Genomic DNA, 22801 nt, shown 5'->3' with positions numbered 1-22801 from the left:
AGTAATAGTGGCGTCAACACGCAACGGAACGCTGAAGGGCATTAATTGACCTTCAACGTATAAGGCTAGCAGATTATTACAAAATAATGATATTTTTCTGAAAGTTACACAGTTTCCAGCCTGGCGTAGGCTGCCACCAGCCATTTGATACCTTGCCCCTGGAACGCCACCTGCAGGCGGCTGTGCTCGCCGCTACCTTCCAGATTGACGATGGTGCCTTCACCAAACTTAGCATGACGCACGCGCTGACCCAGCTTGTAGCCGGTGTCCGTTTCAGCAATCGGCGAGCCCATACGCTGATGGCTGACCGGGCGGCTGATACTGGCGCGCAGGCGTACCTCTTCCACGCACTCTTCCGGCAGTTCGCCGATAAAGCGCGACGGACGGTGATACACCTCTTTACCGTACAGGCGTCGGGTTTCGGCATAGGTCAGCGTCAGCTTTTGCATCGCGCGCGTCACGCCAACATAGGCCAGACGACGCTCCTCCTCCAGACGCCCACCTTCATCCAGCGACATCTGGCTCGGGAACATCCCCTCTTCCATCCCGACGATAAACACCTGCGGAAACTCCAGACCTTTGGCGGAGTGCAGGGTCATAAGTTGAACCGCATCCTGCCAGGTGTCTGCCTGCCCTTCGCCCGCTTCCAGCGCCGCGTGGGAGAGGAACGCCTGCAGCGGCATCAAATCTTCGTCTTCTTCGTTGTAGCTGAACTGGCGCGTTGCCGTCACCAGTTCCTCTAAGTTCTCAATACGGGTCTGGCCCTTTTCGCCTTTCTCCTGCTCATACATGGTGCGCAGGCCGGAGTCTTTAATCACCCGGTCGGTCTGTACGTGCAGAGGCATATCGGCCGTTTCCTGTGCCAGGGCATCAATCAGCTCCAGGAAGCGCTGTAAGGCGCTGGCTGCACGTCCGGCGAGCGCTTTCTCCTGCAACAGCTCGCGGCACGCCTGCCAGAGTGTCAGCTGGCGATCGCGGGAGGCCTGACGCACCACGTCCAGGGTACGGTCACCGATGCCGCGAGTTGGGGTATTCACCACGCGCTCAAACGCCGCATCGTCATTACGGTTTGCGATCAGACGCAGATACGAGAGTGCGTCTTTGATCTCCTGACGTTCGAAGAAGCGCATGCCACCGTAAATACGGTACGGCATACTCACCTGCAGCAACGCCTCTTCCAGCACACGCGACTGGGCGTTGCTGCGATAGAGAATGGCACACTGCTCCAGCGCGCCGCCGTTGTCCTGCCAGGTTTTAATACGGTTCACCACAAAGCGCGCTTCATCAAGTTCGTTGAATGCGCAGTAGATAGAGATCGGTTCACCGTCAACGCCATCGGTCCACAGCTTTTTACCGAGACGCCCGTTGTTGTTCTCAATCAGGGCGTTGGCGGCACTCAGAATGTTGCTGGTCGAACGGTAGTTCTGCTCCAGACGGATGGTCTGAGCACCGGGGAAATCATTGAGGAAGCGCTGAATGTTTTCCACCTGCGCCCCACGCCAGCCATAGATGGACTGATCGTCATCACCGACGATCATCACCTTGCCGGTATCACCGGCCAGCAGGCGGATCCATGCATACTGGATGTTGTTGGTATCCTGGAATTCGTCCACCAGAATATTGGTGAAGCGTTCACGATAGTGCTGCAGAATATGCGGCTTGTTGAGCCACAGCTCATGCGCACGCAGCAGCAGCTCAGCAAAGTCCACCAGACCTGCGCGATCGCACGCCTCCTGGTAGGCTTTATAAACGTTCTGCCAGGTTTGCTCGACCGGGTTGCCGAAGCTCTGGATATGGTGCGGACGCAGCCCTTCGTCTTTCTGTCCGTTGATGTACCACATTGCCTGACGCGGCGGCCACTGCTTCTCGTCGAGATTCATCGCCTTGATAAGACGCTTCAGCAGACGCAGCTGATCTTCGCTGTCGAGGATCTGGAAATCCTGCGGCAGGTTAGCGTCCATGTGGTGCGCCCGCAGCAGGCGATGCGCCAGACCGTGGAAAGTCCCCACCCACATGCCGCCCTGGCTGGTGCCCATCAGCTGTGCGATTCGGTGGCGCATCTCTGCCGCCGCCTTGTTGGTAAACGTCACCGCCATAATGGAGTACGGCGAGCAGTTTTCCACGCTCTGCAGCCACGCAATACGGTGTACCAGCACGCGTGTCTTACCACTGCCCGCCCCAGCCAGCACCAGCATGTTGGTGCGCGAAGCGGCAACCGCGTCACGCTGTTTGTCATTAAGGCTGTCGAGCAGGTAAGAAACGTCCATTGGCACCGTCACGTAATGTCAGGCAGGCGAATGTGATTCCTTCGCCAAAACCCTGTTAATTTATACAGAACAATTGATGATTATATCAGCGTCGTGAGGGATGCCAACCGTGAAATTTCCACGTGCGGCAGAAGACGGCTGTCCGGCGTTGTCATCAGGTCAGCGTTTTCCGGCTTGATCCAGCAGGCCTGCATGCCGCAGCGGATCGCCCCGGCCACGTCCGTGGTCAGGTCATCACCCACATGCAACATTTCGCCGAGCGGCAGGTTCAGTTTTTCCGCCGCCAGGTGATACATATCGTTAAACGGTTTCGAGCGCCCGTGCGGGCCCGCGCGCAGCACAAACTCAAAATAATCGCCAAGACCAAACAGCTCAGGCTGGGCATTGCCATTGGTAATCGCCACCAGCGGCCACTTCTCTGCCAGCGCGGCCAGCGTATCGTGGGTTTCCTGTGGCACATCAATACGGCTGCGCCATTTGGCGAAGTTTTCCATGGACGCTTCAGCCCCTATCGCCGCATCACGCGCGCTCATGCCAACATTCAGCATCGCCTGCTCAACCGCACGTCGACGCCATTCGGTCACGTCATGGTAAATGTCCGGCTCGGTCTCCCGCAGGGACTGACGCAGCTTCTGGAAGTCCTTGTTCTGCATCGTCTTCAGCGCCGGGTGATAGTTCTGCACAAACGCCAGCGACTCCTGCTCGGTACGCAGGATCACCTGGCGGTTATCATAAAGGGTGTCATCAAGGTCAAAGGTAAGGGCTGATATCTGACCCAGTGGGCGGTAAAAACGCATTATTTCCCCCGTTTGGCGCGTGGATGCGCCGCGTCATACACCGAGGCAAGGTGCTGGAAGTCTAAGTGGGTATAAATCTGGGTGGTGGACAAATTCGCGTGGCCGAGCAGTTCCTGCACGCCGCGCAGATCGCCGCTTGATTCAAGCATGTGGGTCGCAAAAGAGTGGCGAAGCTTGTGCGGGTGAACATGGCTGTTCAGCCCCTGCTTAATGCCCCACTCCGCAAAACGCTTCTGCACATTACGCGCCGAGATCCGCTTGCCGAGTTTCGACAGGAACAGCGCATCTTCTTCCGCGCCAAACAGCCCGCGCAGGTCAAGCCAGTGCTCAATCCAGGCGACAGCGTTGCGACCAATCGGCAAGCGGCGCTCTTTGCTGCCCTTGCCCATCACCCACACTTCGCCGGTGTCCAGATCGAGATGTTTTATATCGAGATTGACCAGTTCAGACAGACGCAGTCCGGCACCGTACATCACCTCCAGCATCGCGCGGTCACGCACCGCCAGCGGATCGTTAAGATCGATATCCAGCAGGCGATTGACATCATCGACGTCGATATTTTTAGGCAGATGACGCGGTGCTTTTGGCGTGGCAATGCCTTTCGCCGGGTTGGCTTTAAGGCTGCCCTGGCTCACCAGCCAGTCGAAGAAACTGCGCAGGGCAGAGAGCCTGAGCGCCAGACTCGCCGGGCCTAACCCTTTCCTGCGGCTACGCACGACGACGCCACGAACCGTCGCAGCGTCACATTGTTGCCAGCTTTTCAGGCCGATTTCATCGGCAATCTGCATGATGGCATCAAGCTGACGCTGATAGTTCAGCAGCGTTATGGGGCTAAGCTGACGTTCAACCCCCAGGTAGCGCAGAAATCGCGCGACGTCAGTGGCAAGAAGTCCGTCCGTCATACGCGCTCAATCCAGCGCTCCAGCAGCTCAGGCAGCATCAGGGCGATCTCCTGCAACAGGTGCGTACCTTGCCCCTGCTCATAGTGATGCGCGTCGCGACTGGTAAATAACATCACGCCTAAGTCGCCATCGCGCCCCATCAATGACATGGCCACCGAACCAATCGCTTTGGCTTCTGGCAATACCACCAGCAATTCTGGTCCGTTCAGCGGCCCCAGATAGTGATGTTGATGACCCAGGCGCTGAATACGTAGCGGCTCAAACGCCTGACGGCTCAGCGCCAGATGGGTGAAACCAGACGGTGCACCAATGCGCCAGCGGTCGGGGAAGAGACGAAGGGTTGCGCCTGCAAGCCCCAGTTCTCGCGCCCAGCGGTGGAAACGGCTGAGAAACTCGTCAAGGCTGTGGGCCGAGGCCAGACGCGCCTGCAGATGCAGCAGTCGATAGAACAGGCTTTCGTTATTGTTCGCCTGTTCCATGAGCAGCGTCATGTTCTCTTCAAGCTGATTGATGTGGTTGCGCGCCCGAGCCATATGCCATTCGACCAGCGACACGGTCCCGCGCACCGGATGCGGCACGCGCATCTGTTCGACAAGACGTGCATTGCGAATAAAAAACGCGGGATTGTTCAGCAGATAATCAACAACAGCACTGTCGTCCAGTTCCGTCACCGTTTCCTGCAGTTCTTCCCCTGGTTGCTTCATAGATGGATAAACCCGTCATAGACATGTACCGCCGGGCCAGTCATAAACAGCGGATGACCCGGTCCTTTCCAGGCGATATCAAGACGACCGCCTGGTAACTCCACGCGAACCTCTTCTGCCAGTAACCCCTGAGCGATGCCGACGGCCACTGCCGCGCAGGCACCGCTTCCGCAGGCCTGGGTTTCGCCCGCGCCGCGTTCATACACCCGCAGACGGATGTGTTCACGCTTCACCACCTGCATAAAACCAATGTTCGCGCGTTCCGGGAAGCGTTCATGGCTTTCCAGCACCGGGCCGAGGGTTTCAACGGCGGCGGTCTCTACATCATCAACCTGAATCACGCAGTGCGGGTTTCCCATCGAGACGACGCCACACAATACTGTCTGCTCTGCCGCACGCATAATATAGGTCTTTTCCGCTTTGTTTGCGCGAAACGGCACGGCGGAAGGTTCAAAGTTCGGCTCGCCCATATTCACGCGAACCAGATCGTCATCGGTGACGCTGAGCACCATGCGACCATTCGCGGTACTGACGCGGATATCGCGCTTGTTCGTCAGCCCTTTCAGGCGGACAAAGCGGGCAAAACAGCGCGCACCGTTGCCGCACTGGGAGACTTCACTGCCGTCAGCGTTAAAAATACGGTAGTGGAAATCGAGGTCAGGATCGTACGGCGGCTCAACCACCAGCAGCTGATCGAACCCCACGCCCAGATGCCGATCCGCCAGGCGGCGGATCAGTTCCGGGGAGAAAAAGACATTCTGCGTTACCGCGTCGACGACCATAAAATCGTTGCCAAGGCCATGCATCTTAGAGAACTGCATCATTCGCTCCATTGCGCGGGTACAGAACGTAATCGTCAGAGATTAACCTGAGTCGGACCACCATTATTGCCACGATCGTTCGTGTCTGGCGTGGAAGACTCAATACCGCTTTGCACAGGTTTCGTCGGCGGCGGCGCCGTTTTATCCGCTGGCGGGAAGTAAAGCGGTCCCTTCAGTCCACAGCCCGTCAGACTAAACAGCGTGATGAGAACGGCAAGCGTTCGGAAAACGTTTTTCATTATAAAGTTGCCCGTAAGTTCAAATCTGTTTCTATCATCGCAGGAGAAGACACAAAAGCAAGAGTTTGCCGCTTTCCTGCAACGGGAATTATTTAGCGTTATACTGCCGGCATCACGAAAAACAGGAACAAAACCATGAACGACAGTGAATTCCATCGCCTTGCAGACACCTTATGGATGACCATCGAAGAGCGGCTTGACGACTGGGACGGCGACAGCGATATCGATTGTGAGATCAACGGCGGCATTCTGACCCTGAGCTTCGAAAACGGCAGCAAAATTATTATTAACCGCCAGGAGCCGCTTCACCAGGTCTGGCTGGCCGCCAAACAGGGTGGCTACCATTTCGATCTGAAAGAGGGCGAATGGGTGTGTGACCGTAGCGGCGAAACGTTCTGGGATCTGCTGGAACAGGCGGCGACCGCGCAGGCAGGCGAAGACGTGCGTTTTCGTTGAGTCTGTTTTGCCCGGTGGTGCGCTGCATACCGGGCAAAAACTGTCAGGAGAAATACTGCTGCAACAGCGGGGTAGTGTCCTGGCTGGCGGGAACCGCTGGCGTAACGGCCTGCGTACGGAACGGAATCACCTGCGAACGTCCGTCTACATTCACAATCTGGTAGAACTGTGGCAGGTTAAAGTTGATGAAGCTGGAGCCGTAGGTAAAGCGGTCATGTGAGGACGAATAGAAGCGGCTGACGTCGCGCACCAGTTCCTCTTTACTGCCTTCACAGTGGTGATAAACCTCAGCGCGGTTCGTCTCATCCAGGATGTAGATGTTGAAACCGGCGTCGTCACCCGACTCTTCAAAGAAGAACTGAATAATCCCTTCGCTCGCAAAGCCATCCACGACCTGTGGCAGTTTCACGTGGTTGGTTTCCACCTGCACTGACAGGCCATGCAGCTTGTTGTGCGAAATGGCGCCGTAGAACTCGATGGCGTTTTCCAGCTTCTGTACTGAAACATTCAGGCGCTCGAAGAACAGGCCCCAGGTCTGTCCGGAGACGCGCAGCGCTTTAAAGCGACCGGTTTCCTGACGGGTACTGGAGAGGCGCAGTTCGATGCACTCTGAAACCAGCTGCTGCACGCGGGTACGGATCAGACCGCGCAGATGCTGGCTATAGCAGAACACCTCAACGCTGTCCGGCGGCGCAGCGTCCTGGTGCATCTTGCCAAGAATCGTTTTCAGCGCTTCGATCATCGCCTGCTCGCCATTGAAGTGCAGAGTACGCACTTCGTTCCACGAGTTGCGGTACAGCAGGTCTACGCTGCCCACCAGGCAGTTTTGCTGCTCGCCAAAGCTAAAGACATCCAGCTTGCGGAAATCAAAATGGACCACCTGATTGCGGAAGGCCGCCGTCGGGTCATATTCCAGGTTGACGATAATCGCCAGATGGCGAATTTCACACGGGCTGTAAAGCGCTTTTGGCGTCGGCGCCGGCAGACGCAGCGGGAAGTGGTGAGAGACATCCGCCACCATCTCCTGCAGTTTGGCTAAATCGACAACCTCGTTGCCTTTGATAAACAGCCGGGTACGCGAGGTCAGCAGGCCGTTGAACCAGGCCCAGGCCACCAGCTTGTTCAGGTAGCGGTTATATTCCAGCGGCTGATGGCTGATGATCGAGTCCATGCTTGGCGCACGGTTGTACAGGTACCACCCGGTGCGGTTTGCGCGGCCCGGCGGCACATAGATAAAGGTCAGGTTCGGTTCTGACAGGTCCGGTGAAATCTGCGGGTTAACCAGCGTGACTTTACCCGGCAATGCTTCAAACGCCGCGTACAGTTTACGCGTCAACACCCCGATATCCTGCGGGCTGGCGGAAACGCTGAGATTGTTACGACGCGCAAAGCGGATAAGGTTGCGGTAGCTTTGCATCATGGCGTCGAGCAGTTCGTTGTGCGCTTCACGCACCTGATCGATTTTCCAGTTGGCGCGGTTATCAAGCATCGACAGACGTTCTTCGTCCCATCCCCACTCTTTAACCAACTGACTGACCACTTCACGACGCCAGCCCACGCATGCGCGTTCGCGGCTGAGTTTTTCACAGACTTTGAGATAGAAACATCGACGCACCAGATCGAGACGCGTGGTGTCATCAATGGCTTTCAGATATTCGGTGACGCGTTCAAGCATCATGCAGTAAGCATCCAGCCCGTAGGAGACAATTTCTCCGTCGTGCAGACGCTGCTTGATATCTTTCGCCAGCAAACGCGGCGTGGGGTATTCCCAGGAATAGGCTTCCAGCAGCAGGGTTTTCAGCACGGCCTTATACGGCGAATCAATGCTTTTATAGAGCTGCCAGAGGCTCGCGCCAAAGTACTCTTCGGCGGAAAGCGAACTGAGGCCACCCAGATCCAGCCATTCATTTGGTGTCAGCACTCCCTGGGAGTACAACGACATTACGTAATCGTCGTAATGCTCTTCTTCGTCGCACGGCACCATATTCCACAGAATACGCTTACCGGCCAGGCGTACGGCAGTACGGTAAAACTCGTCCAGCAGTAAGATGTGCTGGGTTGAGCCGCAGTCTTCACCACCCAGACTGCCACTTTCGTTATGACGGAAACGGTTTTCATCAATCAGGAAGAAACTGACTTCTACGCCAAGCGACGCGGCCCAGCTTTCCAGCAGGCTGCACTTTCGCTGCAGCAGCTGACGCTCGTCGTTATCGAGCCAGGACTGATGACAGACCCAGATGTCCAGGTCCGAAGAACAGCTTTGCCCAACCGAGGAGGTGCTGCCCATGGTGTAAACGCCTGTAATCGGCAGTTCACCTTTCGGTGATTCCTGCGGCGGCATGCCACGGTAGAGTTCAAGTTCGGTCAGGTAGTGTTGTTGGGTTTCATCAGGCGTGAAAAGACAGATGCCTCTGGGAACGTTACCGTCAAGGTAGCCAGGCATCAGCGGATGGTGATAGTGCAATAATGTCGGCAGAAGACTGTATACCTGCTGGAAAGCAGGGCCCATAGCAGCAAGCGCGCGATCGACACGCAGTTGGTTTATGGCATCCAGTCTCTGTTTCAGAGTCTCAATATAGAGGTACAAGACGTATCGCCTGATGTTTCCGGGTGTCGCACGCTATTCAAAACAGAAATAACAGCGGACCCGCAGTATTACAAAAAGAGAACCGTTACCTTTTTTCGCCCTTATCATTATGGTGGTACCGACGAAAAAATGGTCTAAAACGTGATCAATTTAACACCTTGCCGGTTGACCGTAAAGAAAGATGCGCTACATACAGTGTAGCACCGTTCTGTACGTGTAAATTCCTTAATACGGCTGTGGCTGACGAGAACCCCGCCCTGTCCCTCTCTTCTTCATCACCGTAAAACTGCCATCCCAGAGTCAACAATGTTAGGATGGTTAGCGATTGATAATGACGGTAACAAGCATGTTAGACAATGTTTTGAGAATTGCCACACGCCAAAGCCCTCTTGCGCTCTGGCAGGCACATTATGTTAAGCAGCGCCTTGAAGCCTGCCACAGTGGATTGTGCGTCGAGCTGGTGCCGATGGTCACGCGCGGTGACGTGATCCTTGATACGCCACTGGCTAAAGTGGGCGGCAAGGGCCTGTTTGTCAAAGAACTGGAACTGGCATTGCTTGAGAACCGCGCCGATATCGCCGTACATTCGATGAAAGATGTGCCCGTCGAGTTCCCGGAAGGGCTGGGGCTGGTGACCATTTGCGAGCGTGAAGATCCGCGCGATGCGTTTGTCTCCAATCACTATGATTCGCTCGATGCGTTGCCAGAAGGCAGCGTGGTTGGCACGTCCAGTTTACGTCGTCAGTGTCAGCTGGCAGAACGTCGTCCGGACCTGATCATTCGTTCGCTGCGCGGTAACGTTGGTACGCGTCTGAGCAAGCTGGATAACGGCGATTACGATGCCATTATCCTCGCGGTTGCGGGTCTGAAGCGCCTGGGGCTGACGTCGCGCATTCGCGTCGCGTTGCCGCCTGAGCTGTCGCTGCCGGCTGTGGGTCAGGGGGCCGTCGGCATTGAATGCCGTCTGGATGATGAGCGTACCCGCGCGCTGCTTGCCCCGCTGAACCATGACGAGACAGCCATCCGCGTTAACGCCGAGCGCGCCATGAACACCCGCCTCGAAGGAGGGTGTCAGGTGCCGATTGGCAGCTATGCTGAATTAATTAACGGTGAACTGTGGCTGCGAGCGCTGGTTGGCGCACCGGATGGTTCACAGATGGTCCGCGGCGAACGTCGTGGTAAAGCGCAAGATGCCGAACAGCTTGGCGTGTCGCTGGCAGAAGAGCTGCTGGATAACGGCGCCCGTGAGATCCTGGCTGAGGTTTATAATGGAGAACCCCCTGCATGAGTATTCTTGTCACCCGCCCTTCTCCCGCAGGAGAGCAGTTAGTGAGCCGTCTGCGCGCACTGGGGCAGGTGGCCTGGAGTTTTCCGCTCATTGAATTCTCCCCCGGTCGGGAGCTGTCCGCGCTTGCCGACCATATGAATACCCTCCAGCAGGGCGACTTGCTGTTTGCGCTGTCGCAACATGCGGTGGAATTTGCCCAGGCGCAGCTGCAACAGCAGGGGCTTAACTGGCCAACCGCCCCTCACTATTTTGCGATTGGTCGTACAACGGCACTGGCGTTGCATACCGTAAGCGGAACAGACGTTCGTTACCCGTTAGATCGGGAAATCAGCGAAGTCTTGCTACAATTACCTGAATTACAAACTATTGCCGGAAAGCGTGCACTCATTTTACGCGGTAACGGCGGGCGCGAACTGTTGGGTGAAACGCTGCGGGAACGCGGGGCTAAGGTCACGTTCTGCGAATGCTATCAGCGTTGTGCAAAACATTACGATGGTGCGGAAGAGGCGATGCGCTGGCATATGCGCGGCATTACGACCCTGGTGGTGACCAGCGGTGAAATGCTGCAGCAGCTCTGGTCGCTGGTGCCCCTTTGGTATCGTGAAAACTGGTTACTCCACTGCCGGCTTCTGGTCGTCAGTGAGCGTCTGGCGAACCAGGCCCGGGAACTGGGCTGGCAAGATATTCGGATCGCTGATAACGCTGACAACGATGCGCTGCTGCGCGCATTACAATAACTCTCATAATGGGAAGCCATAATGACGGAACACGATAAATCCTCCGCCGTGGTTGAAGAGACCAGGGAGACTGTGGACATCACGCCGCAGTCAGAAACGACTGAGAAAACCGTTGAGAAGAAGAACGGCAGCAATAAAACCAGCCTCGCGCTGAGCGCGATAGCCATCGCCATTGCGCTGGCCGCAGGCGTTGGCCTCTATGGCCTGGTGAAACAGCAAGGCTCCAGCCAGACGGCGACCAACGACACGCTGGTCAATCAGCTTACCGCCCTGCAAAAAGCGCAGGAGACGCAGAAAACTGAACTGGAAACGGTGATTAAACAGCAGTCCGCGGCGCTCGCTGAGGCGAACAGCAAACAGGAAGAGCTGACCAAACAGCTGGACGACGTGCAGCAGAAAGTCGCCACGATTTCCGGTACCGATGCCAAAACCTGGCTGCTCTCGCAGGCCGATTTCCTGGTGAAGCTGGCCGGACGTAAGCTCTGGAGCGATCAGGACGTCACCACCGCCGCCGCGCTGCTGAAAAGCGCTGATGCGAGCCTGGCAGACATGAACGATCCGAGCCTCATTACCGCGCGTCGTGCCATTACCGAAGATATCGCCAGCCTCTCTGCCGTTTCGCAGGTGGACTACGATGGCATCATCCTGAAGGTCAATCAGCTTTCAAACCAGATTGATAACCTGCAGCTGGCGGATAACAACGACGATGACTCCCCGATGGATTCTGACGGCACCGAGCTTTCCAGCTCCCTGAGCGAATGGCGCGTGAACCTGCAAAAAAGCTGGCAGAACTTTATGGATAGCTTCATTACTATCCGCCGCCGTGACGAAACCGCCGTTCCGCTGTTAGCGCCGAATCAGGACATTTATCTGCGCGAAAACATTCGCTCCCGCCTGCTGGTGGCGGCCCAAGCCGTACCGCGTCATCAGGAAGAAACCTACAAACAGGCGCTTGATAACGTCTCGACATGGGTACGTGCTTACTACAATACCGATGATGCCACGACCACGGCTTTCCTCGATGACATTGATAAACTGAGCCAGCAGAACATCACCATGAACGTGCCGGACAAGCTGGAAAGCCAGCCGATTCTGGAGAAACTGATGCAGACGCGCGTGCGCAACCTGCTGGCGCAGCCGGGCGTTCCGGCAGAACCTCACGCCCAGGCCCCTGCCGCCGCGCCAGCGCCTGAAAGCGCGCCACGAGGAGAGTAATGATGCTTAAAGTACTCTTACTCTTCATCCTGCTGATCGCCGGGATCGTCCTGGGGCCGATGCTTGCCGGTCATCAGGGTTACGTCCTGATCCAGACCGATAACTACAACATTGAAACCAGCGTAACGGGTCTGGTGATCATCCTGATCCTCGGTGTGGTGGTGCTCCTTGCAGTAGAGTGGATCCTGCGCCGAATTTTCCGTACCGGTGCGCATACGCGTGGCTGGTTCGTTGGCCGTAAACGCCGCCGCGCCCGTAAGCAGACTGAGCAGGCACTGCTTAAGCTGGCCGAGGGTGACTATCAGCAGGTTGAAAAGCTGATGTCGAAAAATGCTGACCATGCCGAACAGCCGGTGGTGAACTATCTGCTGGCCGCCGAGGCAGCGCAACAGCGGGGTGACGAAGCCCGCGCCAACCAGCATCTGGAACGCGCGTCAGAACTATCTCCGAAAGACCCGATTCCCGTTGAGATCACCCGCGTTCGACTGCAGCTGGCCCGCAACGAAAACCACGCCGCACGTCACGGTATCGACCGTCTGCTGGAAGTCTCGCCACGCCACCCGGAAGTGCTGCGTCTTGCCGAGCAGGCCTATATTCGCACCGGTGCCTGGGGTTCACTGCTGGATATCATTCCGTCGATGGCCAAAGCCGACGTCGGTGATGATGAGCATCGTGATGAACTTCAGCGTCTGGCATGGATTGGCCTGATGGATCAGGCGCGTGCCGATCTCGGCAGCGATGGCCTGAAAACCTGGTGGAAGAATCAGAGCCGGAAAACGCGTCAGCAGGTTCCGTTGCAGGTTGCGATGGCAGAACATCTGATTGAATGTGACGATCATGACACGGCGCAGGAGATCCTCCTCGACGGACTGAAGCGACAGTATGACGATCGCCTGGTTATGGTGATCCCGCGTCTGAAAACCAATAACCCTGAGCAAATTGAAAAAATGCTGCGTCAGCAGATTAAAGCCGTCGGCGACCGTCCACTGCTGTGGAGTACGCTGGGCCAGTCGCTGATGAAGCACGGTGAATGGCAGGAAGCGAGTCTCGCCTTCCGTGCAGCGCTGAAACAGCGCCCGGACGCGTTTGACTACGCGTGGCTTGCCGATTCGCTGGACAAGCAGCACAAGCCGGAAGAGGCTGCCGCCATGCGCCGCGATGGGCTGTTATTAACGCTGCAAAATAATGGCATCCAGCAATAAACAACAAGGAGGCCAGACGGCCTCCTTTTTTTATTCCCCTTCGCCTGCTACATTCTTTACCACGTCATCTGAAAACGAACCCGCCAATGTAACGACGTCTTTTCATTAACTTTTTTCCATACACGCGACGAGTGCCGCGTGGACTGAATCGTTTTTGAAAGGAAATCGTCATGAACTCCCTTTTGTACGCGCTTATTGAAGCGCTGCGCTGCCACCGCTGGCTGCGCCTGCTGACCTGTGCCTTTATCTTTACATCACTGGGAAATGGCGTAACCCAGGTGGTGGTCTTCGGCTTACTGTTAGCATGGTCCGCCCCGCCCGCGCTGCTTACCCTCGCCTTTCTTTTCGCCACGCTACCTGGCTTTGTCGGCAGCCTCATCAGTGAAAAGCTGTGTGCGCGCTATTCTCCGATATCCCTGTTGATACTCACCGAGGGGCTTGGCTTACTGGCCCTGCTCTTTCCCCTGCTCGGCGTGCACTATCACAGTATCCCTGCGTTACTGGCCGTGCAGTCCACCGAAGCACTGCTTAGCGGAATGAGCTGGCCTGCCCTGACGCTGCTCTTTAAACGCGGACTCAGAGAAGCAGAACTGCCTGCCGCAACCTGCCTCGAGAATGTGATTTTTGCCGCTCAGGTTTTGTTAGGCACCGGGCTGGGAATGGTACTTTTCCAGAAGATCGCCATCCTCGCCTTGCTGGCCATTGATGCCATCAGTTTTCTCGGATCGCTGTTCATGCTCTGGCTGGTGGGTCGTGTATATTTCGCGCCCACGCTGGCAGTCCCCACTGAAGAGAAAGCGCCTGCGGCTTTACGCTGGCAGATGTTGACCATCCGGCAGAAACGCAGTTTGCTGATTTTGCCTGCGCTGGCCGCCGTCGGTTCACCGGCCATGGCACTTCTTCCGGCAATGGCACAGCAGATCCATCCTCAGGATGCGGCCAGCCTTGCTTTGCCACTGCTTTTTGCAAGAAGCATGGGACAACTTTGCGGTCCCCTGCTGCTAAAAAGAGACAGCCTGACGCGTTTTGCAGCACGCACGCCACGGATTTTACTGTGTCTCGGCATCTTCCTTGCTGCGTTTGGGATGCTCCCGCTGTTGTCCGGGTGGATGGCATGCGCGCTGGGGATGATTTTTGTCGCACACCTGGCCTCAAATGTTCTCTTTGCGGCTGGCACATTTGCCGTACTCAGCAGTTTTCAAACCACGCACATGGCTTCGGCCAGCAGTAAAGCCTGGCGCTGGCAAACGCTCAGTGCCTCGCTTTTCACCGGTATTGCCGCGATGGCGGCGGCAGGGTTTGGCTCCATACAGGCGCTTTACAGCGTTTCGTCAGCCGCTCTGATTCTGGTCGCCCTGATCATGTACGTTTACCGGGAATAAGGCATAAAAAAACGCCTGCTATAAAAGCAGGCGTTAAAACAGGTCTGTAAGACAACATATTTGGTGCTTCACTCAACGTTATGCCCATGGTGTCTGATGAGGCCGAAGCGACATCTGTCAGTGGACGATAAGCACCGTAAATGGCTCTGCGTCATTCCTGAGTTTATGAGGCACTAAGGCGAACATAAGAGATGGAATGAGCATCTACACGTATATTATTGCACGTAACGTGCCAACTTAACACGCAGAACTTTTACATCGCGCAACATTTTAAGATAAAAGGAAATTATGTTGTTGAGCGGTATCTTAGACCCTACAACCTGCTGATAAACACGACGAAATGTCGTCTGGAGGAGACACGAATGCCGCCAAATTATTATATCTTTTACTTTCAGTGTGTTATGTGTCGCTGAATCGCGACAATGAAGCCGGCTGTTGTCGTGGAATCACTACAGAGGGGGAAAGGCGCAGAAAACAAAAAACCCCGCCGAAGCGGGGTTCAAAATTGGTCGGCGAGAGAGGATTCGAACCTCCGACCCACTGGTCCCAAACCAGTTGCGCTACCAAGCTGCGCTACTCGCCGATGTACTGCTTTTTGAATTTTTAGTTCAATTCATTAAAAAGTCGTGGTGCGAGGGGGGGGACTTGAACCCCCACGTCCGTAAGAACACTAACACCTGAAGCTAGCGCGTCTACCAATTCCGCCACCTTCGCAATTCACAACTCTTTCAATAATGGGGTGGCTAATGGGATTCGAACCCACGACAACTGGAATCACAATCCAGGGCTCTACCAACTGAGCTATAGCCACCACTGTATTCTTTCACGCGGTACTGACTACTTCTCAGACCACCGCAGCTCTAGCGCCGGGACTAAAATGGCGCGCCCGACAGGATTCGAACCTGAGACCTCTGCCTCCGGAGGGCAGCGCTCTATCCAGCTGAGCTACGGGCGCTTAGCGCCGTTGCGGGGCTGGATATTACGTACCTCCGACCCCGCTGTCTAGTGCTTTTTTGAAAAAAATGCGCGTTTGGTTATGGTTTGCACATTTTGCCGCTTATTCCTCCACTTTCTGCGAGGTAGCGCGGCGGCCCAGACCAAAAAGCTTATACGCCGCGGTCACCGCCGCCAGGAAGATCATCCCGACAAACAGCGACATGCGCGTATCTTCATTAAAGTACATTCCGATTAATACGCAAACCAGGAACGCCATCGTCAAATAGTTGGCGTACGGGAACAGAATGGAACGGAACGGATGGCTGGCGATGGCCTTTTTATGTGCCTGACGGAAACGCAGCTGGCTAATCAGGATAACAAACCAGGGCACCATACCTGGCAGCACGCTGGCGCTGTAGACATAAACGAACACGCGCTGCGGATTCGGGATGATGTAGTTCAGGCAGGAGCCAATCAGCAGGATCACAATCGACACCGCCACACCCGCAACCGGTACGCCCGCACGCGAAACTTTCGCCATTGCCGCTGGCAGCTGGTTGTTTCTGGACAGCGCGTAGAGCATACGTCCGCAGCTGTACATCCCGCTGTTGCAGCCTGACAACGCCGCCGTCAGAACCACAAAATTAATGATGCCTGCTGCCGCCGTGATGCCAATCTTCGCGAAGGTCAAGACAAACGGGCTACCGGTCGTGCCAATTTCATTCCACGGGAAGATGGTTACGATAACGAAGATCGCCCCCACATAGAAAATCAGGATACGCCACAGCACCTTGCCTACGGCGCTGCGCAGCGTAACCTGCGGGTTTTTCGCTTCACCCGCGGTAATACCGATAAGCTCGACCCCCTGATAAGAGGCCACAACGATACACAGTGCCGTCAGGAAGCCCTTCCAGCCGCCCGCAAAGAAGCCGCCGTTTTCGGTCAGGTTACCAAAGCCAATGGCGTGCCCGCCGTTGCCAAAGCCGAAGAAGATAACGCCCAGCCCGACCACAATCATCACGATGATAGTGGTGACTTTGATCATCGCAAACCAGAATTCGATTTCACCATAAAGACGAACCGCAGCAAGGTTTGCCAGTGCCACCAGCCCCACGGCAATCAGCGCCGGTATCCACTGGACCATGTCCGGGAACCAGAACTGTACATAGACCCCTATCGCCGTGATTTCAGAGATGCCAACCGCCATCCACATAAACCAGTATGACCATGCCGTCAGGTAGCCAAAGAACGGGCTCATATATCGGTGCGCGTAAACGGCGAAGGAACCCGTGACGGGCTCCATGAAGAGCATTTCGCCCATCGAACGCATGATGAAGAAAACGAACAATCCCGCAATGATATAAGCCAGCAAGACCGAAGGTCCTGCCCATTTGAGCGTGCTTGCGGAGCCCATAAACAGGCCCACGCCGATAGTGCCGCCCAGCGCTATCAGTTCAATATGACGAGCCTCCAGCCCACGCTGTAGCTCCGGTTTTTTCTCTGCCATAGATCCTCGATTGTGTTTGCTGTTTCCCGACTTCAGGCCGGGTATTGTTTTTTAGGGGTACTAAAATACGGGGCGAATGGTTTCTTAAAATGCGGCAAATGGCAAACGATGCATAAAAAAAATGAATGCATTGCACAGATTCGCAGCAGTTTTGCAGGAGAGTTGCAGCGCGAACAGCATATCGCGCTACATTTTGATTACATTTTCCCGGTGTAGTGCCAGGTAAGGTAGCGAAGCAGACGGATCTGTCGTGTAATCCGCGTCGGCTGAGATAGCAGGCGATACAGCCACTCCAGCCCCAGGTTTTGCCAGACTTTGGGCGCACGCTTAACATGGCCGGTAAAGACGTCATACGTTCCGCCGACGCCCATATAAAGGGCATCCGGACACACCTGACGGCAGTCACGCATCAGGATCTCCTGGCGTGGGGAGCCCATCGCCACGGTGATGATTTTCGCTCCACTGTCGCGAACGCGTTCAAACAGCGCCTGCCGGGCCTCTGGTTTGAAGTAGCCATCCTGGCTGCCCACGATGTTAACATTCCATTGACTGCGCAATTTCGCTTCGGTCTGCGCCAGTACCTCCGGCTTACCGCCAATCAGGAATACTGGCGTGCCTTCCGCCCCTGCGCGTGCCATTAGTTGCTCCCAGAGATCGGCCCCTGCCACGCGAGATACATTAGCGCCTGGATACTTTTTGCGGATTGAACGCACCACGCTGATACCGTCGGCATATTTAAATTCAGCCGCTTCTATCAGGCCTCTCACTTCGGCGTTGTCTTCCACCGCCAGCATCTTTTCCGCATTAATGGCGACCAGCGTACCAGATTTCATCTGACCACCAGCGAACAGAAAATCCAGCGCGTGTTGCATATCGCGCCAGCCAATAAGCTGCAGACCGCGCAGCGTATAGCGCGGTGCAGAAGTTTTATCCGTCATGACTTTCCCTACTCACACTTGCGACAGCGTTGTGCTGCCCTGCGGCTCGCGCTTATGCACAAGCCCTGCACTGTCAAACAGCCAGTACAACAGTTTGGCCAGTAACAGGCAGATGCCAAAAACGACCATGAAGAAAACCACGCGCGACACGAATGAATCCAGCCCTTCTCGCGCCAGAACGATCATATTGAAAATGGCACCAAAGCAGAAACTGTGCAAAATAGCCGCCTTATAGCGGTTTGTTTCTTCGTTGCCGCGCACGTAGAGCCAGTCAAACCACTTGATGATCAGCCCCACCACCACCGCCCCCGGCAGGATAAACCAGCTTCCCCCCATCACCACCAGCGAGCCAATCAACGTAGGTGAGATCGCAAGACCTGAGTGGTTGTTCAGCACTTCCCAGGTAAAATAGTTTGCCGTGTTGAGTACGACGCCGGGACGGTCTGGCCACAGCCAGGTTGGGATAAAGACATAAAAGTCGCGCACAATAGGCGCAAGACCCTGGAAATCGATTTTGTCGTAGTTTTGCAGCAACAACGCCAGGTTTTCCCACGGCGAGAAGGTGTCGCGCGTGAGATAGAGGAATGTGTAAAACGCCTCGTCACCGGCTACGTTGAGCCCGTAGCGCTTCAGGGCAAGCCAGAACATACCAACAATGCCAAACACCCCAGCAGCCACCAGCATCCATAAAGAGATCCACCCGCGGATGATGCCGATAAACAGGAAGATTGCGAAAGCGATGATGATATTTGCACGCGTCCCTCCCACAATCATGTAGGTCAGGAAACCGAAGGCAACGGTACTCACCAGGAAAAACAGCCAGGCTTTGCTGTCCTGACGCAGGAAAAAGATCACCAGCATCGCCGGAATGAAGAAGTAGAAGAAGCGCTTAAGCGCCACGCCCGACACTTCGGCAGAAAAAATCTGGCTGTAGGACTGGAGCTTGAACAGCAGAAAACCATTATGCATGAAGAAGATACCCACGCTTACCAGCGCGATCGTCATCAGCATCACCCACGTCAGGTGCGTCTCCACCCGGTTCATGGTGAAGAGCGCCCGGCGCGGCGCGGTGGATTGCGCTGAACGCAGGCGCGTTTTATAGGTGGCGTAGTAGACGGCGTAGAAGCAGGTCGCAGCCAGGATCGCCTGAAGCAGGATCTCGGGCGGGGCAACGCTCACGTCAAACCGGAAGACCAGAATGCTGGTCAGCGGGAATCCGAAAAAGAAGGTCAGAAGAAACAGTAACGAGAAGAAGACGTTAAAGTTAAAACGCACCCGGCGAAACTCGAACCAGGTGAGCGTGGCGATGAATAAAGTGCTCAGAAGCCAAACGATCAGTAAGCCGCTGAATTGCAACTGGCTCATGCTTTGTCTCCTGCAGCGATACGCAGCGCGCGGTGCCACGGCGTGAGGTAGTTCGGGCTAAAGAAGTCGATGGCACTTTTGTCCACCAGCGCCAGTTGTCTCTGCGCTTCGCGGACCACCTCTTCGTTAAGCACATCGGAAGTAAACAGCACCGGCAGATGCTGCTCCGCCATGTCCTGCCAGAACGGGTTTTCGCGATTGAGTACGCAGGGCACACCCGCCTGAATCAGCAGACACAGCGTGCCAATTCCTTGCTGACGGGCAAAGATGAAATAGCCCAGATCGCACCGACGCAGCAGCGCAAGATACTCATCAAATTCCAGCTTATCGTGGAGAATGTGCACATTCGCGGCGCTAAATAACGCGAGTGCCTGCTGGCGGACCTCATCGATATAGGCATCGTTGTTGGCCGGATACCCCATCGGCACAATCACGTTGACGGTGTCGCCAAACTGCTGATGTACCGCCCTGAGCGCGGCAAGATGTTCATTGCTGCGATCGCCTGAATTACCCACCAGAATCGTCAGTTTACCCTCGCGCGGCGTATCATTCGCCATGTTGTTCAGCGCCGGGTTCATTCGGGTCGGGAAATAGAGTAGCTCACCGCGTACGTCAGGGTGGCGTTTAGCAAAATAATTGAGATCGCCACGGGTCGCGAAAACGCATCCCACACGCCCCTGCGCCATGCGCCGCAACGGGTAGAAAAGACGGAATTTCCAGCCGCTGGAGACTTCGTAAAGATCGGCTCCCCAGATATGCCAGCTGCACTGCGAAGGTTTGATCCCCCCGCTCAGGAGCGCCAGCCACAGGCCGGTATTAAACTGCCCATGGAAAAAGAAACGTTGCTCACGATCCGCTTTGGCTTTGGCAACAACCGCCTTCGCCAGCGCAGCCTTGTCCGGCCAGAAAGAGAGAGTCAGCGCCGGACACGCCACGCTCAGGCCATTATCCTGACCGGCAACCATAAACTCACGAGCGTCGGGATCCCCCGATGCCAGTTCATCATTGAAGAACCGTAACACGGTCTGGTTATGGTGTGGGATATCCGATCCCAGTATGTGAATCAGTGCAGTCATGCGCGTTTACGCCAAAGTAAAAATACGCCGCAACAGGCAGCGAAATAAACGATATAGGTTGCCATATAGGCCTGAGCCGCCCCCAGCGCACCGTGTGCCGGGATCAACCAGTGTGAGAATGCGGTCAGTAATGCAAACTGGCTGATTTCCGCCAGGATATACAACCGTAGCGAGGCTTTCGCAATCACCAGATAACCAAAAACGTAAGCCCCCACTTTCAGTACATCGCCCACCAGTTGCCAGGCAAACAGATCGCGCATGGCGGTAAACTTCGCGGAGAAGAGCAGCCAGATGGCGACATCGCGCAATAGCCATACGGTTAAACTGGCTGCCGCAACGGCGGGAAGGACAAACCGCAGTGAGCGGGAAATTTCGCGCGTGATATCCTGCCTGGAGGTCAGGCGCGATAAGGTTGGCAGCAAATAGACGCTAAAGGAAGCCGTTATAAATTGGAGGTAGGCATCGGAAATACTGCTCACCCCTTGCCAAATCCCAACTTCGTCCCAGCTGTAATGCGCCGCCAGCAGGTTTCGCATCATCACATAGGCGACGGGGAGCGTGACGGAGGTGATGAGCGCCATCAGGGTAAATTTTCCCAGCTGGCTTGCCAGCACCTTATCCCATTGAGGTTTCAGGTAACTCAACGGAATGGTGCCCCGACGCATTAGCATGAACGCCGCCGGAACGACCACTAATGCCGGTACCAGCGCCAGCCCCAGCAACGCGCCTTCATAGCCGCCCAGCCGATAGCAAAAATAGTAGGCAATCACGCCGATGACGCTGCCGAGGATTAACGCCAGTGCGTTCCCGGCCGCATCACGAAAGCCTTTCATCAGCGCCAACAACAGGTTAGCCCAGGCAATGCCCAGCTGAACCAGCGCGACCAGACGAACCAGCCCCTGATAATGGGTGTGACCAAATAACCCCTGGCTTATGGGTGCCGCTGCCAGCAGGAAAATAACCGCCATCAGGGTCGAAAAGCCGGTGACCATCGCCGAGGATGTACCGACAACACGGCGAAGCTGGGCCGCATCATCATGGTACTGCGCAACGTATTTCGTGACGCCGTTGAAAATCCCTGCGCCGGCCAGTACCCCAAGGACGGTCACAAGCTGACGGAAATTCCCCGCCAGCCCGACGCCTGAAGGGCCGAATGAGACGGCCAGCAGCTTGACGACCAGTAGCCCGGCGCCAATTTTGACAAGTGTGGACGCGGCGGTCCACACCGATGCTTTTGCCAGAGACATATCAGCCGAAATAACTCAGAAGGGTGTTAATCACCGTACGCTGGTTAACAGGCGCGAGGTTGTAGAACAGTGGCAAACGAAGCAAACGCTCACTTTCTTTCGTGGTGTAGCGATCTTCACCCGCGAAGACCCCAAATGCCTCTCCTGCCGGGCTGGAGTGCAGCGGGATATAGTGGAACACCGCCAGAATTTCGGCTTCTTTTAGCCAGGCAATCAACTTGCTGCGATCGTCGTTATCGCGCAGTTTGATATAGAACATATGGGCATTATGGACGCAATCAGCCGGAAGGGTCGGCAGCTCAATTCGCCCGGCTTGTGCCAGCGGTTGCAGCGCGTCGTAATAAGTTTGCCACAGGGACAGGCGCTGAAGATTAATGCGGTCCGCTGCCTCCAGCTGCGCCCACAGGTATGCCGCCTGCAGATCGGCCATCAGATAGCTTGAGCCAATATCGCGCCAGGTATATTTGTCTACCTGTCCCCGGAAGAACTGGCTGCGGTTGGTGCCTTTTTCACGGATCACTTCCGCGCGCTCGACCAGCGCACGGTCGTTAATCAGCGTCGCACCACCTTCGCCACCGGCGGTATAGTTTTTGGTTTCGTGGAAGCTAAAGCAGCCGATATGGCCGATCGTTCCCAGCGCTCGACCTTTATAGGTCGACATCACGCCCTGAGCGGCATCTTCAACCACGAACAGGTCATGTTTTTTGGCGATCGCCATGATGGTGTCCATCTCACACGCCACACCCGCGTAGTGAACCGGCACAATCGCGCGCGTTTTGTCCGTGATTGCCGCTTCAATCAGCGTCTCATCAATGTTCATGGTATCCGGGCGAATATCCACAAAGACGATTTTCGCACCACGCAGGACAAAGGCATTCGCCGTAGAAACGAAGGTATAGCTCGGCATGATCACTTCATCGCCCGGCTGGATATCCAGCAGCAACGCCGCCATTTCCAGCGATGCGGTACAGGACGGGGTCAGCAGGACTTTAGCACTGTGAAACCGCTGCTCCATCCACTGCTGGCAGCGACGGGTAAAACCACCGTCACCACAGAGTTTGCCGCTGCCCATAGCAGACTGCATATAGTCGAGTTCAGTGCCCACGACGGGTGGTGCGTTAAATGGAATCATCTT

Annotated in this window: 19 protein-coding genes and 4 tRNA genes; 6 read left to right on the top strand and 17 right to left on the bottom strand. The window is 55.8% G+C overall.

All coding sequences use genetic code 11. The features are described from left to right. Window positions 1-104: 104 nt before the first annotated feature. From uvrD to BJ887_RS01200, 6 genes are all read right to left on the bottom strand, one after another. Window positions 105-2267 carry a DNA helicase II gene (gene uvrD, locus BJ887_RS01225; RefSeq protein ID WP_020882882.1) on the bottom strand — a complete coding sequence of 721 codons (2163 nt, stop codon included), beginning with the start codon at window positions 2265-2267 and terminating at the stop codon, window positions 105-107. Window positions 2268-2347: 80 nt separating this feature from the next. Next, window positions 2348-3064, bottom strand: a complete 717-nt coding sequence (yigB, locus tag BJ887_RS01220) for a 5-amino-6-(5-phospho-D-ribitylamino)uracil phosphatase YigB (protein WP_025202780.1) — start codon at window positions 3062-3064, stop codon at window positions 2348-2350. Further along, window positions 3064-3966: a tyrosine recombinase XerC gene (gene xerC / locus BJ887_RS01215; protein ID WP_014172134.1), complete on the bottom strand. Its 903-nt coding sequence runs from the start codon at window positions 3964-3966 to the stop codon at window positions 3064-3066. The genes yigB and xerC overlap by 1 nt, the downstream gene beginning before the upstream one ends. Next, window positions 3963-4670 (bottom strand): DUF484 domain-containing protein, encoded by a 708-nt coding sequence (locus BJ887_RS01210; protein ID WP_014172135.1) that lies wholly within the window; start codon window positions 4668-4670, stop codon window positions 3963-3965. Before BJ887_RS01210 ends, xerC begins: the two co-directional genes overlap by 4 nt. Next, on the bottom strand, window positions 4667-5491 hold the full coding sequence (gene dapF / locus BJ887_RS01205; RefSeq protein ID WP_020882883.1) for a diaminopimelate epimerase: 825 nt from the start codon (window positions 5489-5491) through the stop codon (window positions 4667-4669). Before dapF ends, BJ887_RS01210 begins: the two co-directional genes overlap by 4 nt. Window positions 5492-5526: 35 nt before the next feature. After that, window positions 5527-5730 carry a lipoprotein gene (locus tag BJ887_RS01200; protein ID WP_025202779.1) on the bottom strand — a complete coding sequence of 68 codons (204 nt, stop codon included), beginning with the start codon at window positions 5728-5730 and terminating at the stop codon, window positions 5527-5529. A gap of 135 nt (window positions 5731-5865) precedes the next feature. Between BJ887_RS01200 and cyaY the strand changes: the two genes are divergently transcribed. Further along, window positions 5866-6186, top strand: a complete 321-nt coding sequence (cyaY, locus tag BJ887_RS01195; protein WP_014172137.1) for an iron donor protein CyaY — start codon at window positions 5866-5868, stop codon at window positions 6184-6186. A gap of 43 nt (window positions 6187-6229) precedes the next feature. On the opposite strand, the gene cyaA is transcribed toward cyaY, so the two are convergent. After that, the gene (cyaA, locus tag BJ887_RS01190) at window positions 6230-8773 is read right to left on the bottom strand and encodes a class I adenylate cyclase (protein ID WP_014172138.1); all 2544 of its coding nucleotides are present in this window, start codon (window positions 8771-8773) and stop codon (window positions 6230-6232) included. Between the two features lie 346 nt (window positions 8774-9119). Between cyaA and hemC the strand changes: the two genes are divergently transcribed. The 5 genes from hemC (at window position 9120) to BJ887_RS01160 (ending at window position 14597) form a co-directional block, all read left to right on the top strand. Further along, on the top strand, window positions 9120-10061 hold the full coding sequence (hemC, locus tag BJ887_RS01180) for a hydroxymethylbilane synthase (RefSeq protein WP_032669623.1): 942 nt from the start codon (window positions 9120-9122) through the stop codon (window positions 10059-10061). Next, the gene (gene hemD, locus BJ887_RS01175) at window positions 10058-10798 is read left to right on the top strand and encodes a uroporphyrinogen-III synthase (protein WP_121339090.1); all 741 of its coding nucleotides are present in this window, start codon (window positions 10058-10060) and stop codon (window positions 10796-10798) included. Before hemC ends, hemD begins: the two co-directional genes overlap by 4 nt. A 21-nt stretch (window positions 10799-10819) precedes the next feature. After that, a complete protein-coding gene (gene hemX / locus BJ887_RS01170; protein ID WP_121339089.1) occupies window positions 10820-12013 on the top strand; it encodes a uroporphyrinogen-III C-methyltransferase in 1194 nt (397 codons plus the stop codon). A 2-nt stretch (window positions 12014-12015) separates the two neighbouring features. Continuing rightward, window positions 12016-13215, top strand: coding sequence for a protoheme IX biogenesis protein HemY (hemY, locus tag BJ887_RS01165; RefSeq protein ID WP_032679218.1), 1200 nt, complete (start codon window positions 12016-12018; stop codon window positions 13213-13215). A 170-nt stretch (window positions 13216-13385) separates the two neighbouring features. Beyond that, complete coding sequence (locus tag BJ887_RS01160; protein WP_121339088.1) at window positions 13386-14597, top strand: MFS transporter; 1212 nt, start codon at window positions 13386-13388, stop codon at window positions 14595-14597. Window positions 14598-15103: 506 nt separating this feature from the next. Here BJ887_RS01160 and BJ887_RS01150 read toward each other — a convergent pair. From BJ887_RS01150 to rffA, 10 genes are all read right to left on the bottom strand, one after another. Next, a tRNA-Pro gene (locus BJ887_RS01150) sits at window positions 15104-15180 on the bottom strand. A gap of 44 nt (window positions 15181-15224) precedes the next feature. Continuing rightward, window positions 15225-15311 (bottom strand) — tRNA-Leu (locus BJ887_RS01145). 21 nt (window positions 15312-15332) lie between these two features. Continuing rightward, window positions 15333-15408, bottom strand: a tRNA-His gene (locus BJ887_RS01140). A gap of 67 nt (window positions 15409-15475) precedes the next feature. Further along, a tRNA-Arg gene (locus BJ887_RS01135) sits at window positions 15476-15552 on the bottom strand. Window positions 15553-15654: 102 nt separating this feature from the next. Next, window positions 15655-17040: an amino acid permease gene (locus tag BJ887_RS01130; protein WP_014172144.1), complete on the bottom strand. Its 1386-nt coding sequence runs from the start codon at window positions 17038-17040 to the stop codon at window positions 15655-15657. Between the two features lie 197 nt (window positions 17041-17237). Then, window positions 17238-17978: a lipopolysaccharide N-acetylmannosaminouronosyltransferase gene (gene wecG / locus BJ887_RS01125; protein ID WP_047356050.1), complete on the bottom strand. Its 741-nt coding sequence runs from the start codon at window positions 17976-17978 to the stop codon at window positions 17238-17240. 12 nt (window positions 17979-17990) lie between these two features. Beyond that, on the bottom strand, window positions 17991-19343 hold the full coding sequence (gene wzyE, locus BJ887_RS01120; protein WP_020882888.1) for an ECA oligosaccharide polymerase: 1353 nt from the start codon (window positions 19341-19343) through the stop codon (window positions 17991-17993). Continuing rightward, window positions 19340-20419, bottom strand: a complete 1080-nt coding sequence (locus BJ887_RS01115; protein WP_121339086.1) for a TDP-N-acetylfucosamine:lipid II N-acetylfucosaminyltransferase — start codon at window positions 20417-20419, stop codon at window positions 19340-19342. The genes wzyE and BJ887_RS01115 overlap by 4 nt, the downstream gene beginning before the upstream one ends. Further along, window positions 20416-21666 (bottom strand): lipid III flippase WzxE, encoded by a 1251-nt coding sequence (wzxE, locus tag BJ887_RS01110; protein WP_014172149.1) that lies wholly within the window; start codon window positions 21664-21666, stop codon window positions 20416-20418. The genes BJ887_RS01115 and wzxE overlap by 4 nt, the downstream gene beginning before the upstream one ends. Before the next feature lies 1 nt (window position 21667). Then, window positions 21668-22798, bottom strand: coding sequence for a dTDP-4-amino-4,6-dideoxygalactose transaminase (gene rffA, locus BJ887_RS01105; RefSeq protein WP_020882890.1), 1131 nt, complete (start codon window positions 22796-22798; stop codon window positions 21668-21670). Window positions 22799-22801: the final 3 nt, after the last annotated feature.

The sequence above is a fragment of the Enterobacter sp. WPR_3_1 genome, from assembly GCF_003635055.1.
Taxonomy (GTDB): domain Bacteria; phylum Pseudomonadota; class Gammaproteobacteria; order Enterobacterales; family Enterobacteriaceae; genus Enterobacter; species Enterobacter ludwigii.
Note: the sequence above shows the minus strand (reverse complement) of the source record. Positions and strands in the feature narration are given on the sequence as shown.

Coding starts and splice junctions, on each gene's coding strand:
- BJ887_RS01200 (WP_025202779.1), bottom strand. CDS start 5,730: ATGAAAAACGTTTTCCGAACGCTTGCCGTTCTCATCACGCTGTTTAGT.
- BJ887_RS01130 (WP_014172144.1), bottom strand. CDS start 17,040: ATGGCAGAGAAAAAACCGGAGCTACAGCGTGGGCTGGAGGCTCGTCAT.
- BJ887_RS01210 (WP_014172135.1), bottom strand. CDS start 4,670: ATGAAGCAACCAGGGGAAGAACTGCAGGAAACGGTGACGGAACTGGAC.
- wecG (WP_047356050.1), bottom strand. CDS start 17,978: ATGACGGATAAAACTTCTGCACCGCGCTATACGCTGCGCGGTCTGCAG.
- uvrD (WP_020882882.1), bottom strand. CDS start 2,267: ATGGACGTTTCTTACCTGCTCGACAGCCTTAATGACAAACAGCGTGAC.
- wzxE (WP_014172149.1), bottom strand. CDS start 21,666: ATGTCTCTGGCAAAAGCATCGGTGTGGACCGCCGCGTCCACACTTGTC.
- wzyE (WP_020882888.1), bottom strand. CDS start 19,343: ATGAGCCAGTTGCAATTCAGCGGCTTACTGATCGTTTGGCTTCTGAGC.
- yigB (WP_025202780.1), bottom strand. CDS start 3,064: ATGCGTTTTTACCGCCCACTGGGTCAGATATCAGCCCTTACCTTTGAC.
- BJ887_RS01160 (WP_121339088.1), top strand. CDS start 13,386: ATGAACTCCCTTTTGTACGCGCTTATTGAAGCGCTGCGCTGCCACCGC.
- rffA (WP_020882890.1), bottom strand. CDS start 22,798: ATGATTCCATTTAACGCACCACCCGTCGTGGGCACTGAACTCGACTAT.
- cyaY (WP_014172137.1), top strand. CDS start 5,866: ATGAACGACAGTGAATTCCATCGCCTTGCAGACACCTTATGGATGACC.
- hemY (WP_032679218.1), top strand. CDS start 12,016: ATGCTTAAAGTACTCTTACTCTTCATCCTGCTGATCGCCGGGATCGTC.
- xerC (WP_014172134.1), bottom strand. CDS start 3,966: ATGACGGACGGACTTCTTGCCACTGACGTCGCGCGATTTCTGCGCTAC.
- hemD (WP_121339090.1), top strand. CDS start 10,058: ATGAGTATTCTTGTCACCCGCCCTTCTCCCGCAGGAGAGCAGTTAGTG.
- hemX (WP_121339089.1), top strand. CDS start 10,820: ATGACGGAACACGATAAATCCTCCGCCGTGGTTGAAGAGACCAGGGAG.
- BJ887_RS01115 (WP_121339086.1), bottom strand. CDS start 20,419: ATGACTGCACTGATTCACATACTGGGATCGGATATCCCACACCATAAC.
- dapF (WP_020882883.1), bottom strand. CDS start 5,491: ATGCAGTTCTCTAAGATGCATGGCCTTGGCAACGATTTTATGGTCGTC.
- hemC (WP_032669623.1), top strand. CDS start 9,120: ATGTTAGACAATGTTTTGAGAATTGCCACACGCCAAAGCCCTCTTGCG.